This is a genomic window from Vreelandella indica (genome assembly GCF_037070225.1).
GTDB classification, from domain to species: Bacteria; Pseudomonadota; Gammaproteobacteria; order Pseudomonadales; family Halomonadaceae; genus Vreelandella; species Vreelandella arctica.
Window position 1 is genome coordinate 179,662 of record NZ_JBANSO010000004.1, and the last position, 13,794, is coordinate 193,455.

15 protein-coding genes and 2 rRNA genes are annotated in these 13,794 nt (G+C 50.1%); 4 read left to right on the forward strand and 13 right to left on the reverse strand.

The genetic code is table 11. The features are described from left to right. Positions 1 to 59 precede the first annotated feature (59 nt). From flgL to flgB, 11 genes are all read right to left on the reverse strand, one after another. Positions 60 to 1,352: a flagellar hook-associated protein FlgL gene (flgL, locus tag V8L71_RS04400; protein WP_336273286.1), complete on the reverse strand. Its 1,293-nt coding sequence runs from the start codon at positions 1,350 to 1,352 to the stop codon at positions 60 to 62. 19 nt (positions 1,353 to 1,371) lie between these two features. Next, a complete protein-coding gene (gene flgK, locus V8L71_RS04405) occupies positions 1,372 to 3,054 on the reverse strand; it encodes a flagellar hook-associated protein FlgK (protein WP_336273287.1) in 1,683 nt (560 codons plus the stop codon). Between the two features lie 73 nt (positions 3,055 to 3,127). Beyond that, complete coding sequence (flgJ, locus tag V8L71_RS04410) at positions 3,128 to 4,162, reverse strand: flagellar assembly peptidoglycan hydrolase FlgJ (protein WP_336273288.1); 1,035 nt, start codon at positions 4,160 to 4,162, stop codon at positions 3,128 to 3,130. Beyond that, complete coding sequence (locus V8L71_RS04415) at positions 4,162 to 5,229, reverse strand: flagellar basal body P-ring protein FlgI (protein WP_232774697.1); 1,068 nt, start codon at positions 5,227 to 5,229, stop codon at positions 4,162 to 4,164. The genes flgJ and V8L71_RS04415 overlap by 1 nt, the downstream gene beginning before the upstream one ends. Positions 5,230 to 5,353: 124 nt before the next feature. Beyond that, the gene (locus V8L71_RS04420; protein WP_101145851.1) at positions 5,354 to 6,043 is read right to left on the reverse strand and encodes a flagellar basal body L-ring protein FlgH; all 690 of its coding nucleotides are present in this window, start codon (positions 6,041 to 6,043) and stop codon (positions 5,354 to 5,356) included. A gap of 34 nt (positions 6,044 to 6,077) precedes the next feature. Further along, positions 6,078 to 6,860, reverse strand: coding sequence for a flagellar basal-body rod protein FlgG (gene flgG, locus V8L71_RS04425; protein WP_336273289.1), 783 nt, complete (start codon positions 6,858 to 6,860; stop codon positions 6,078 to 6,080). A 50-nt stretch (positions 6,861 to 6,910) separates the two neighbouring features. After that, entirely contained in the window at positions 6,911 to 7,669 is a 759-nt protein-coding gene (locus tag V8L71_RS04430; protein WP_336273290.1) for a flagellar basal body rod protein FlgF, read from the reverse strand. Positions 7,670 to 7,700: 31 nt separating this feature from the next. Then, positions 7,701 to 9,212, reverse strand: coding sequence for a flagellar hook protein FlgE (gene flgE / locus V8L71_RS04435; RefSeq protein WP_101145854.1), 1,512 nt, complete (start codon positions 9,210 to 9,212; stop codon positions 7,701 to 7,703). 34 nt (positions 9,213 to 9,246) lie between these two features. Further along, positions 9,247 to 9,936, reverse strand: a complete 690-nt coding sequence (locus V8L71_RS04440) for a flagellar hook assembly protein FlgD (RefSeq protein ID WP_101145855.1) — start codon at positions 9,934 to 9,936, stop codon at positions 9,247 to 9,249. 2 nt (positions 9,937 to 9,938) lie between these two features. Continuing rightward, positions 9,939 to 10,349 (reverse strand): flagellar basal body rod protein FlgC, encoded by a 411-nt coding sequence (gene flgC / locus V8L71_RS04445; RefSeq protein WP_101145856.1) that lies wholly within the window; start codon positions 10,347 to 10,349, stop codon positions 9,939 to 9,941. Positions 10,350 to 10,380: 31 nt separating this feature from the next. After that, positions 10,381 to 10,815 (reverse strand): flagellar basal body rod protein FlgB, encoded by a 435-nt coding sequence (flgB, locus tag V8L71_RS04450; RefSeq protein ID WP_176303464.1) that lies wholly within the window; start codon positions 10,813 to 10,815, stop codon positions 10,381 to 10,383. Positions 10,816 to 11,017: 202 nt separating this feature from the next. Between flgB and flgA the strand changes: the two genes are divergently transcribed. The 4 genes from flgA (at position 11,018) to V8L71_RS04470 (ending at position 13,376) form a co-directional block, all read left to right on the forward strand. Then, positions 11,018 to 11,734, forward strand: a complete 717-nt coding sequence (gene flgA / locus V8L71_RS04455) for a flagellar basal body P-ring formation chaperone FlgA (RefSeq protein WP_176303465.1) — start codon at positions 11,018 to 11,020, stop codon at positions 11,732 to 11,734. A 36-nt stretch (positions 11,735 to 11,770) separates the two neighbouring features. Next, positions 11,771 to 12,097 (forward strand): flagellar biosynthesis anti-sigma factor FlgM, encoded by a 327-nt coding sequence (flgM, locus tag V8L71_RS04460; protein ID WP_217908853.1) that lies wholly within the window; start codon positions 11,771 to 11,773, stop codon positions 12,095 to 12,097. A 12-nt stretch (positions 12,098 to 12,109) separates the two neighbouring features. Beyond that, positions 12,110 to 12,559 (forward strand): flagella synthesis protein FlgN, encoded by a 450-nt coding sequence (locus V8L71_RS04465; RefSeq protein ID WP_176303466.1) that lies wholly within the window; start codon positions 12,110 to 12,112, stop codon positions 12,557 to 12,559. 76 nt (positions 12,560 to 12,635) lie between these two features. Beyond that, positions 12,636 to 13,376, forward strand: coding sequence for an SDR family NAD(P)-dependent oxidoreductase (locus tag V8L71_RS04470; protein WP_336273291.1), 741 nt, complete (start codon positions 12,636 to 12,638; stop codon positions 13,374 to 13,376). Between the two features lie 68 nt (positions 13,377 to 13,444). Here the strand turns inward: V8L71_RS04470 and rrf are convergent. Both rrf and V8L71_RS04480 read right to left on the reverse strand, forming a co-directional pair. After that, positions 13,445 to 13,560: ribosomal RNA gene (gene rrf, locus V8L71_RS04475) — 5S ribosomal RNA — on the reverse strand. Between the two features lie 149 nt (positions 13,561 to 13,709). Further along, positions 13,710 to 13,794: ribosomal RNA gene (locus V8L71_RS04480) — 23S ribosomal RNA — on the reverse strand; the annotation flags it as partial.

Here is a 13,794-nt window from a genome sequence, read left to right on the forward strand (position 1 = left end):
ACCCCACGCTTTTTTAAAGCATGGGGTTTTTAGTAAACCGTGTAAGAACGAGGCGCTCGTTACATATAGTTAAATAGCGATAAGCCTTTAATATCGACAAACGCTTTTTGCGCCGCCTGCATACCTACTTGGCGCAGGCTGTACTCAGAAATTGCTTCTGCGTAATCAAGATCGACCAAGTCGGATAGCGTTTGCTCGTAGTTCAACATCCGGTTACTACCAACGGCATCAACGACATCAAGCTCATTGAGCCGCGCCCCCGCAGACGCACGCACGGTTAAGACATTATCTAAGCTATTGTCCAGATCACGCATGGCAGTATTCAGCGTATTGCGCAGATCAGCTTTCTTGACGGGAGTGTCAGCAGGATTTTCTAGTACGCGAATAGCTTCTTCCATCGTGCGGAAAAGATCGGCATCACGAACATCTCCACCAGCTTTAGCGACGAGTATCTCGTCTCCGGCCGCAGGTTTCCCCTCAAGTTTAATTGAGACACCTGCAAATTGAATCTGCTGGCCTTCGCTGGAAGGGCTGTAAGTACCGCTAAGCACTGGAGTCGCCGCATCCCACTCCCCAACCACCTCATCGAATTTCTGAACTTCATAGGTAAAGCCAGCGTCTTCATCGCCGCCGAAAACCATTCGATAGTTTTCTCCATAACCCTCAGCATTTACATCCCTTACCTGCGGGCCAGTAAACGTTACGGTGCCAACGTTTCTAGCCGCGTCTCCAGTGAGGCGCTCGCCCTGGTTATTAGTCTTGACCGATTCAGCTATATAACCCGCACCGCTAGGCACGTTCTTAAAAATAGTCTCTCCATTATCATTAACCGGCATCAGGCGCGAGGCGTCCACACGCTGTTCGCGTACATTACTGTCGCCCTGATACTCCACGCTGCCATCGGCTGACTTTACGAACGGCGGGGCATTATCTTTATAGCCACCAAACAGATACCGACCGTTACCATCAGTGGCATTGGCCTGGCCTAGCATCGTCTCGTAAACGCCTTTCAGCTCGCTGGCGATTGACTCACGATCCACATCACTCAACGTATCACTTGATGCCTGAATCAACAGCGTTTTGGCACTAGTCACCGCATCGCTAACACTGTTTAGGATGCTTTCAGTCTGTGATAGCGAATTACGCGCCGATACTCGCGCATCGGCATACTGCTGTGTGACGGCTTTTGATTGGTCAACGCCCACTGCCCGTGAAGCAGCTTGTGGATCATCAGAAGGATTCACTACCCGTCGGCCACTGGCAATCTGCTGGCTAACTTTCAAAAAATCGCTCTGTTGACGATTAATAGAAGCCGTACTTTGATCGTACATAGTTACGCTGCTAATGCGCATGAAATAGACTCCTAGTAAGTTAGCTTCGCAGACCTAAAATGGTGTCAAAAATATTGGAAGCCGTATCAATCACACGTGCGTTCGCTTGATAATACTGCTGAAAGCGGATCAAATTAGCAGCTTCTTCATCTAAGCTAACGCCTGATTCAGACTGCTGTACTGCCTTTAATTGATCGGTTAAGCCTTGACGTGCATCTAAATTAACCTGAACAATATTAGTTCGATTACCTACATCGCTCACAATGGATGCATAGGCGCCACTAACAGAAGCACTACCACCCACAATCGATTCAGCCTGCATATTCTGCAGTGCCAGGGCGTTACGATTATCGCCCGCCCCTTCTGCCACCCAGTCTGTCGGATCATCATTGGGGTTCGCAGGCTGACCAGCAGCAATTTTATCTAGATCAGTGATGTTGGCATCCATACCGCCAGCAGCGCGCCGAACGGGCTGTATTTCAAAACGATCACCATTTTGAGCCGTATTAAGATCAGTAAAGGCGACATTGACACCACCAAAGCTTAGTGTTTCTGAAACAGCATCGAATTCAAAATCGACTACCGAGCCATCATCTTTGCGGGTAACTTCAAGTGTTGGTGGCGTAGCTGCAGCATCAGTCACTTTAATAGAGTAATCAGTCGCTCTTAGTGCACTGACACTTTCCTGGTCAAAGGTCGCTTCAACGCTAGCGCTGCCACTATTCTCAGCATTGAAGTATGCGTTTGGCTTACCTAAGCTGAAAAAAGCTTCGCCTTGATCTCCTTGTAAATCTACCCCTTGCTGATGCTGCTCATTAAAAGCTAATGCCAATGAGGAGGCTAACTGGCCAATTTGATTCTGCGTTTTATCTAGCGTGTCTGAGCGAAAGCTCATCAAACCACCTAACGCGCCACCGCTAATCAATCCCTCGTCTAAAGCAACTAAATTTCCGTTTCCTTGGGCTCCCTCTCGGTAACCCACTACCACTCTTTGCGGATCACTTTGCGACTCTATCGCTTCAAGTTTATAAGCGGTATCACCGGTAACAAGCGGCTGGCCATTAGGAAGAGTTAGATTATAGGTTTTACCATCTTGGATATTAAGGCGCACATCCATTCTTTCGTTTAACTCGGAAATCATCTGATCACGCTGATTTAATAGGCTATTCGGTGCTTCACCTAATTGCGCTCTTGCTAGAGAAATTTCACGGTTAATCGATGCGATTTGGGTCGTCGTATTATTAATTTGAGTGATTTCATCTTTGATCTGGCCATTAACACCTGACTGCAAATCTTGGAGATAACCATCAAACGAACGAAACTGGGCAGAAAGCGTATTAGCAGCACCTAACACACCTTGCCGCGATGCGGGATCAGAAGGTGCACTGGCCAAATCCTCAAGTGAGGAGAAAAAATTCTGCATCAATGGTGCCAAACCAGCTTCACGATCGGCCAGCAAGTTATCGATTTGCGTGACTTGCGTGCTATAAACATTTAGAGCACTAGACTGGGATTTGGCATTATTCAGCTGAGCGGCGACAAATGTGTTGTATTGTCGTTCAATATCCGCGACGCGCACGCCAGAGTTATTATTACTTTCGTTCAGAACCGTAATTTCCCGATTGTAGCCAGGCGTATAGACATTACTAATATTATTACTAACCGTATTCAGGGCATTCTGTGCCGCATTAAGGCCGCTTAACCCAATCGAAAACATGCTCATGGTTCAATTCCTTAGGCTGATACCTATACATGTTACAAGTATCGGCAGTGCGCAAAAAAACTTGAGGAAAGGGCTAGCGAGAATCTGCCAGGAAATCGCCACCCGCGTTATGCGGCCCCATCGACTTCATTACCGCCACTAGTTTGTCGGCATAACGCGGGTCTGTGGCATAACCACCACGCTGTAACTCTTGCGCTGCCTGCTCGGCACTCGGTGCCTGGACAACACCGGCATAGCGCGGGTTATTACTAATCAGGCTGGCATAGTCGGTAAAAGCGTGCTCAAACGACTCGTAAACGCGGAATGTGTCGACTACCGGAGTACGTCGCCCATTGATATATTCATGCGTCACAATGTCAGTTGTTTCGCCCTGCCAATGGCTACCTGCTTTGATACCAAACAAGTTATGGCTGTTATTTCCATTGCGAGTGGCAATTTCGTGCCGACCCCAGCCCGTTTCTAACGCCGCCTGGGCCAAAATTAATTCAGCAGGAACGCCAGTCGTAGCGCTAGCCGCCTGGGCTGGAGCCGCTAACGTTTGCATAAATTGGTCGACGTGACCTGAGGCTGCCTGCTCTCGCTGATTTAACGCGGACTCATCGACTGTATTACCTTTCTCCACACCTTGGCGAATGGCCTCAAGCTCAGCCAGGAATTGCCCGCTGCCCTGTGAGCTTGTTGTGCCAGTAGCGCCCGGATCTACCGAGAAAGAGTCATCAAGTATTCGGGGCGTGCCACGGGGAATGCCGGCGATTAGGGCTTGCAGCTCTTGATCTGCATTGGCCGCTGGCTCTGATTTTGAAATAGCACCTTGGCGCTCTAACTGCTCAACAAGAACATCCGCCAGGCCCATGCCACGCGAAGCCATCACTTGGGACCACTGTTGATCCAGCATCGATTGATAGGTATCCGTCGCGCTGCTATTCATCAGTCCTGAGGTGGGTGTCGCTTCGCGCATACTCTTCATCATCATCTGAATAAACAACGCTTCAAACTGCTGGGCTGCGCCATCTACGCCAGCTTCAGGGTCGACTCGTGCGGTGTGTTGAAGCCGTTGAAAGCCGCTCACATCCAGGGCGAACTGGCTGCTCATATCATTCGCGCTCATTAAATGACCTCCAGCTCAGCGCGTAGCGAACCCGATGCTTTTAACGCTTCTAGAATCGACATTAAATCCTGGGGTGTGGCGCCTAACGCATTCAATGCATTGACCACTTCGTTGAGCTGCGCGCCTTCTACGATTTGCAGATAAGCCTCTTGCTGATCAATTTCAATATCCGCATCAGGTACGACGACCGTCTCTCCCTCGCCAAACGGGTTAGGCTGGCTAACGCCAAACTGGGTATCAATCATGATCGACAGACTGCCGTGGGCTACCGCCGCTTCTCGCAATGTGACGGCACTGTTCATTACGACCGAGCCGGTACGTGAATTCAGCACAACAAGCGCTGGTGCCTCAGTCGGTGTCACCTGAACGTTTTCGACACGGGCCATAAAGTTGACCCTTGCATTGTCATCGGTAGGGCCATCCAGGGCGATGACGCGACCATTCCGTGCGTAGGCAACCGACTGGCCAAACTCGTTATTAATCGCCGTCACCATGCGCTGAACGGTGCCAAAATCGGAATCGTTGAGCTGTAATTCAAGCATCCCACCGTTACTGCCCAGGTTAAGCGGTACTTCTCTTTCCACAAGGGCGCCATTGGGAATCCGACCCGATGCCTGCTGGTTAATCTGAACGCTACTGCCACCAGCCTGGGCACCCGCTCCACCTACGAGCATATTGCCTTGGGCAATAGCATAAGTATCCCCGTCGGCACCTTTTAGCGGCGTCATTAACAGCGTACCTCCGCGCAAACTGCGCGCATTGGCAATCGACGAAACCACTATATCCAACCGCTGGCCCGGCCTGGAAAACGGCGGGAGATCAGCCGTTACCATCACCGCAGCCACATTGCGTAATTGTAAGTTCGTGCCTGCAGGTACCGTCACCCCAAGCTGGGAAAGCATGTTGGTCAGGCTTTGACTGGTGAAAGGCGCCTGGGTTGTTTGGTCACCGGTGCTATCAAGGCCCACGACTAACCCATAGCCCACCAGCTGGTTATCGCGGACACCGGCAAAGCTCGAAAGCTCGCGAACACTCTCCGCTTGGGCGGGTAGTGCCAGTGAACACATCAGCACTAAGACACCCAACTGAAACAACCAAGTGTTGCTTGATCGATAACCACTTAATCGCATCGCTATTGCCCGTCGTAACAGTGTTATTGGTCGCTTTAACATTGATAGCTCCAAATAGGGGCTAGAATGGCGAGACGTTTAAGAAGAAACGTTGTAGCCAACCCATGTGCTGCGCTTCATTGATATAACCGTCACCCACATACTCAATACGCGCATCAGCCACCTGAGTGGAAGGAACGGTATTTTGTGCGGTAATCGTGCGCGGGTTAACCACGCCTGAAAAACGGATAAACTCAGTTCCCTGATTGATCGCAATTTGCTTTTCGCCCCGCACACGTAAATTGCCATTATTCATGACTTCTAACACCGATACGGTAATCGTACCGGTAAAGGAGTTATTCGCCTGCGACCCACCACTGCCGGTAAAATCGTTCTCACCGGAAACATCGTAGCCGTACTCAGCAAGAGTATCGAGAATATCAGGAAGCTCTGCCAATTCCAGGCTAGCACTGCCACTACGACCTGCGTTGGACTGCGAATTCTTGCTCGCACTGACTTCTTCATCCAACACAATGGTCAAAATATCGCCAATCGAGCGCGGCCGGCGATCTTCAAAAAGCGGCTGATACCCTTGCCTTGCCTGATAAATAGAGCCATTAGGGATGGGTGGTGGACGATCAACAATACTGATCTGCTCCTGCTCTCCCACCACTGAGGCTCTTGGGATTTGAGCGCACCCGGCAACCACCAGTATTAAGAGCGCCAAGCCAGCTAGTGCAATACGACGTAACATTGGGTGCAACTCCAGCATGACGCAACCTGTTAGTAAACTTTATTGAAAACCGTTACAGCTGGCTCAAGCGTGCCAACATTTCATCGCTGGTAGAGACCGCTTTGCTATTAATTTCATAGGCGCGTTGGGTCTGAATCATATTGACCATCTCTTCAACCACATTAACGTTGGACGTTTCTACATAGCCTTGGAATAGTCGCCCAGCGCCGTTCATTCCGGGCATATTTTCGTTAGGTGCACCGGAGGCCCCTGTTTCAAGATAGAGGTTGCCCCCAACACTTTCTAAACCTGCCGGGTTAATAAAGGTACTGACGGTGATTTGCCCAACTTCATTATCAATAGCCACGCCTGGCTGGCGGACGCTCACCGTACCGTCTTCACCTACATTCACTGACAGTGCGTTGGGTGGTAAGAAAATAGCAGGCTCAACGGGATAGCCATTAGCCGTCACCATCTGGCCATTTTCGTTTAGCTGAAAACTGCCGTCGCGGGTATAGGCAGTGGTGCCATCTGGCATTAGTACCTGAAAAAAGCCTTCGCCATCGATAGCTAGATCACGCGAGTTTTCCGTTTGCTCTAACCCACCTTGGGTATGCAAACGCTCAGTGGCCACCGCGCGAACACCAGTACCAATTTGCATGCCTGAGGGCAGGCGATCCTGAATATTGTTCTGAGCCCCTGGCTGACGCATATTTTGGTATAACAAGTCTTCAAACACGGGACGTGAGCGTTTGAAACCATTGGTGCTGACGTTGGCCAGGTTATTTGAAATGACATCTAGCTTGGTTTGTTGCGACTCTAGACCGGTTTTAGCGGTCCACAACGACTTAATCATAATTATGCTCCCTTGGCCGACTGACTCACATCAGCCTTGAATGGCCAACATCAACCTTGAATAGATAGAATGCCGTTGGCGCGCTGGGCATTTTCGTCAGCGGTACTGAGCACTTTCATCTGCATATCGTAACGGCGTGCCACATCGATCATTGAAACCATGGCATCGACGGCACTAACGTTACTGCCTTCAAGCGCACCGCTCACTAGCTTGGCATTTTCGTCGGCGGGCAAGGCGCCCGGTACACCTTCCTCATTCGGTGGTGCACGAAACAGGCCGTCCTCACCACGGGTTAGCGCTCCTTCTTCGGGCGTCACTAACTTAATCCGCCCTACTTCGACGAGCGCTTCTGGCCCTACGCCTTCAGGGATGGCGCTAATCGTTCCGTCAGCACCAATGGAGACCTGCGCGCCCTGCGGAATGGCAATGGGGCCACCTTCGCCCATTACCGGACGGCCGACGCTTAGCAAAACACCATCAGCATCAATCTGCAGGTCGCCGCGCCGCGTATAGGTTTCGGTACCATCGTCCGCCTGCACTGCCATCCACGCATCGCCCTGCATCGCGACATCAAGTGTGCGCCCCGTAAACTCAACGGGCCCCTGTGAAAAGTCACTGCCGGGCGTGGTGGTCACCGCTGACGTCCGCGTTGCCAGCAACGCCTCACCCTGCACGGGCACAGAACGAGCAGCCTGTAGCTGGGCACGAAAACCAGTAGTACTCACATTCGATAGGTTATTACTCACTATCGACTGTTGATCCATACTGTTTTTGGCGCCACTCATGGCGGTATAGAGCATTCGATCCACGGTACTTACTCCTTACAAGATTGACCGACTATTAAAGATTAATAATGGTCTGCAGGAGCTCGTCCTGGGTACTAATCGACGTCGAGTTCGCTTGGTAAGCACGCTGGGCAACGATGGTATCCACCAGCTGTTTTGCTAGGTCAACGTTGGAGTTTTCCAACACGCCAGACTCAATGGTGCCGAATACGCCGGTACCACCAGTACCTATAATGCCGATACCTGAGGCATTGGTTTCGCGCCATGCGTTGTCGCCTATAGACTGGAGGCCCTCTTCGTTTGCAAAGTTAGCTAATACAATTTGCCCTGCATCACGGCGCTCTTCGTTGGTATAAATACGAATAACACGACCATCGCGTGTTATTTCTAACCCAGCGAGGCTGCCGGAGGTATAACCATCTTGCGTCAGTGTATTTTGCACAGAGTTATTGTTGAACTGGGTAGTTCCAGTCAGTGCAAAATCATAGTTAAGCGGATCAGCACCATCACCCACAATAAATTCTAAATTTGCAAAGGCTTTCGTTAGGCCTGCATTGTCTACCGAGGCTTGGTTGAATGCTTGAGTCGCATCTTGACCATTGGCGGAAGCATTATCTACATCAAGATTCACTGGGGTAGTAGCCGTACCAAAAGCAAGCCGATAACCGGCATCAGCGACACCAACTATATCGTCTTCATCTCTAAGTCCAGCCCCTGCCCCATCAAGATCGCTATATTTAGCAAGCTGTCCATTACTGTTAAACTTCAGCCAGAACGAATTCTCCAGATCTTGCGCAGCATTATCCACTCCATCAAATGAAAGCTTCCCATCAACAGCTTGAAACGCTTTCCAGGTATTATCATCTACCTTTTCATAATACATCGTAATATTGCGTTCATTTCCCAAGGAATCGAACGTAGTGAAACTATTGGAAAAGTGATACGAAACATCGAGTTCAAGTGGATCGCCTGTTGCATCAAAAGCACCGTCGTTATCAACCGTGATTAAATCACCATTTCCATCCACTGCTTGGACAGTTGCTTGCTGCAAACCCTGTCCTGGTACTGTACTGGCATTCAAATTATAGGTAGCTGCCACGTCCGCAGTAGCCTTTGCAGGAATGTCAGCTGATGAAATATTTAGCGCTTCAGGGGCTCCTCCTGGCACAACAGCTGAAAACGGATCATTAGGATCAGAAAGACCATACCCCGTTAACCGCTGGCCTGATGCATTCACCAAAAAGCCTTCATTATCTTGGCTAAATTGACCATTTCGAGTATAAGCGGCTTCACCACTCGTTTGTTCAACCCGGTAAAAACCTTCACCAGCCACTGCCAGATCCAAAGTGCGACCCGAGGTTTCCAAATCACCTGCCGCAAAGTCTTGACGAACATCTGAAATTTTTACGCCCAGGCCCACTTGGCTACTTGCACCGGCAAATACATCAGAAAATATTGCACCTGAGCTTTTAAAGCCGACCGTTTGCGAGTTCGCAATATTATTACCTAAGATCTTTAGGTTTTCTGACTGTGCATTCAGACCGCTTAGTGCTTGAGAAAAACTCATTTCATTCTCCTAGAAGACAATTTATGTTACTAAATCAAAGGATTTGTTTAACATCATTCAGGCTGATTTGACCATAAATCGCCCCTAGGTCCAGCCGAACACCACCGTTAACATCGTTAGGTGTCACGCTATTGACGATCGCATAGTTAAGCGCGGTTGATTCAATGGCTTCGCCTTCAGCGTCCGTCGCCTCTAACTGAACGGCATAGCGATTACTGGCAACCACCTCGCCCTGGTCATTCTCCCCGTCCCACTTGAAAGACTGCACACCCGCATCAACTGCCCCTAAATCATAACGGCGAATAACTTGGCCACCCTGGCCAACTATCGTCGCTTGAACATTGGCGGCGGGCTGGTCTAATTCAATCCCAAAAGGTGTTGAGTAAGGTTGACCTTCGCTATCTTGCTCCAACATGATTTGACGCCCAGGTACCATGACCCCCTGGCCAATCAACCCGCTCGCCTGCAATGCCTGATTGGCATCCATTTGGCTGGTGATGCTCTGTAACGTGCTATTCAGCTGCTCAATACCGCTTACCGTGTTGATCTGTGCGATTTGAGACGTCATCTCCGCGTTTTCCATGGGTTTAAGCGGGTCTTGATTTTGCAATTGCGTAATCAATAGCGTCATAAAGCTATTACGCAGCTCGTCTGATTGACTCTGCTTTAGCTGAATACCACCACCATTGATATTCGACAACGTGGTTGGATCAATAGTACTCATTGTTAGCCCTCTCCCAGCGACAGCGTCTGCATCAGCATTTGCTTACTGGTATTAAACACTTCAACGTTGGCTTGATAGGAGCGCGAAGCAGAAATCATATTGACCATTTCATGCACAGGCTCAACATTGGGTTTTGCGACATAGCCCTCTTCATCCGCTGCCGGGTGGTTGGGCATGTACTCCATGCGTAGCGGTGAGTCGTCTTCCACCACTTCGGTAACTCGCACACCGCCAACGCCATAGCGGTTGCCTTGTGCCTGGGTCTCAAACATGACCTGTTTTGCTCGGTAGGTTTCCCCATCAGGCCCGGCAACACTATCGGCATTGGCCATGTTGCTAGCGGTAACGTTCATTCGCTGGGACTGGGCACTCATTGCCGAACCGGCAATATCAAACGTAGAGAACATCGACATCGTTGCTTAACTCCTCACTAATTTGGCCTGGTTATTCGGGCTGCATGGCATTTTTCAGCCCTTGAATACGGCTGTTGAGCATCGTAAGGCCGACTTGATAACGAACAGCGTTATCCGCAAACTGCGTGCGCTCACGATCCATATCAACCGTATTGCCATCCAAACTAGGCTGGTCGGGAATGCGGTAAAGTAAATCGGCGTTGCCCGCTCCGCGCCATGCGGGGCCTTCTCCAGCAATATGGCTACCCGCGGTACGCGCCAACGTCAGGCCGCCACCGCTATTACTAGATGCATTCTGAGTACCGTCTACTGCTTTTTTCAGCTCACTAGCAAAATCGATATCACGCGCTTTATAGTTAGGCGTATCGGCATTGGCGATATTAGCCGCTAACACCTCGTGACGCGCTTGGCGTAACCCTACTGCTTGCTGATGAAAATTAAAGGCAGATTCCAGTTGATCAATCATGCCGACCCTCGCGTTGAGGCAAAAAATAAAATGGATTTTGTTGATGATGAAGAATACGTCTGGAACTGTCAGCCTAAAGCATGGAACAGCTGGCGTTTCTACCAGCATTTCGCGTGATACGGCTGCTACCTTTTCGCTACACTGACTGACCGGTAGCCTCATCACCCTACTTCCCCAAGCTCTTCAGCAAGTGGCCTCTTCCATGCTACGAAAGCGCGTTACTCAGCCAGGCATGCTTTGCTACTGGCAAGTGATTTTTTTATTGGCAATGCTAGCCGTTACAGCTTTGACTAAGGTTCAGGCTGACGACGATGCTCTGCTCCAGCAAGTACACCAATTTTTGTATCAGGAAACTCAGGCATTAGGCGAGGAAGTGGTGATTGATCTACGGCCACCGTCTCCGCATTTGCCGAAATGTATTCAACCAGAGCCATTTTTACCCAACGCAAATCAAGCCCCGTTGGGCCGCGTTTCCGTTGGGGTACGTTGCGGTGAAAACGGCCGACAAGTGCGTTACTTACAGGCTCAGATTGATGTCATTGGTAGTTATGTGGTGGCAGCGAGAGATATTGAGCGAGGCACGTTGATTACTTCGAATATGCTCAGCGAACGTGGTGGTAATTTAGGCGATCTTTCGGCGCAAGCTTTGACGGCTGAAGAAGACATCGTAGGTAAAATCACCCAGCGCCCCATTCGCTCTGGCAGCGCTTTTTTGGCTCATTACTTACAAGCTCCTGACTTAGTTGAACGTGGGCAGCGCGTTACTGTCGTAGCTCAAGGTTCAGCTTTTCGCGTTTCACGCGAAGGGGAGGCGCTAGAAAATGGCGCTCTTGGTGAACAAGTAAGGGTGCGTTTTGGATCACGCGAAATCATGACTGCCCGCGTCACTGATCGAGGTGTTTTGGTGGTGGATTTTTAACGCATCGCCTAAAGTTATACCCTGCGCTGCCGATATATGGCTATACAAGCTACGCTAGGCGCCAAGCGCATCGACGTTGACGATGAGGCAGACAACGTGAAAATTGATAACATTAACTCGCTATTACGCTCGAATCCTACTCAGCAGCGGGATGAAACGCAAAAAGCGGAGAGCGTATCGCCAGCCACACCGGGCGGCATGACTCGTGAGTCGACCCAACTGAGTCAATCGAGTATTGATGAGTCTCAGGATATCGATACCGCCAAAGTTGAAGAGATTCGAGACGCTATTCGTGAAGGGCGCCTGGAAATGCGCGCAGACCGAATTGCTGACGGTCTAATCGCCAATCTTAAAGATTTATAGGGGACGCTTTAAATGAGCCTTGCATCTTTGCTTACCGACCAACGGCAGCGCCTTGATGCGTTAATTTCGTTGTTGTCCAACGAGCAAAACCTTTTGACGCAAGGTGACATTGACGGCGATGCGTTAGCTCAAGTGGCACACGAAAAGCAGTCATTATTAGCCGAGCTAGAGCGGATTGAAACTGTGCGCCGCAATGTACAGAAACGCCTCGGTTATGATGAAGGTGCTATTGGCGCTAGATCAGCAGCTGTTGATGCTGGCTGTCAAACAGCATGGGAAAGCCTGCTTGAAAAAAGTGAGCGCGCCTCACGCATGAACGAGCTGACGGGACAAATGCTGTCAGTACGAATGAAGCATAACCAGGCAATGCTGGATTACATCCGCCAAATTGCAGAAAAAACGCTGTATAAGCCGGATGGTCGTAATAGCGCTCAACCTGGCAGAATCAACGCTTCCGCCTGATATATTCCCTCGACAAGTTCCCTGCATAACGTTTCAATGAAAGCCCTCCTCACTAGTAGGATTCCAAAGGCTTTCCATGTTTTATTTGCTGCCTCATCATTATACAGCGCTGGTTGTTGGCGCATCGGGAGGAATAGGCGCTGCCATCATTAAGCAGCTACTCTCTTCCTCCCAGCTCGGCCACATTATTACGGTAAGCCGTAAACCATCACAAATTGACCATCCACGCCTTACTCACCTGATGCTTGATGTTTCTCAAGAACAGGATAGGCAGGCACTTCAAAATGCATTGGCTGCCCGGCCTGTTCACTTCTTCTTTAATGCCATCGGCATCCTGCATGATGAAGCTAAACAACTGGTTCCTGAAAAGCGACTTAATCAGCTGAGTGTTGAAAATCTAACGCAGACAATGAATATCAACGCCTTTACGCCTATCTTGCTGCTGGCGTCACTAAAAGACTCTTTCAAAGGGACACACCCTACAGTGATCGCCAGTCTTTCCGCGCGAGTTGGTTCCATTGAGGATAATCAGCTAGGCGGCTGGTACAGCTATCGTGCCAGCAAAGCAGCCCATAACATGCTGCTTAAGACGGCATCAATAGAGCTCAAGCGGCTTAACAAACAATGCACCGTGTTATGCCTGCATCCAGGCACTACCGATACGGCACTCTCTAAACCTTTTCAAGCAAGGGTGCCTAACGAGAAGCTCTTCACGCCTGCATCTGTAGCAGAGCAGTTGCTAGAAGTTATCACTCAGCGCACACCCGATGATAACGGTACTTTTTGGGCTTGGGATGGCCAACCTATTGAATGGTAAGAATGAATTTTTTTCTTCCACGCACACAAAAAACCCAGCCGGGTGGCTGGGTTCTTCGTGGTATAGGTGCCTGACGATGACCTACTCTCGCATGGGGAGACCCCACACTACCATCGGCGCTAAGCGGTTTCACTGCTGAGTTCGGCAAGGGATCAGGTGGTTCACGCGTGCTATGGTCGTCAGGCGTAACTGGCTATGTACATCATGCTGACTAGCGGTTGCTAAACTGTGATCGTCTCATGGCCAAGCCCTGTGTCTTAACCACTTGGCTTAGCATGCATATCCGGCTTTTAATGGTGCGTCATCATCGCGACCAGACCCCTTGGGTGTTATAGGGTCAAGCCTCACGGGCCATTAGTACACGTTAGCTCAACGCCTTGCAGCGCTTCCACACCGTGCCTATCAACCAGCTGGTCTC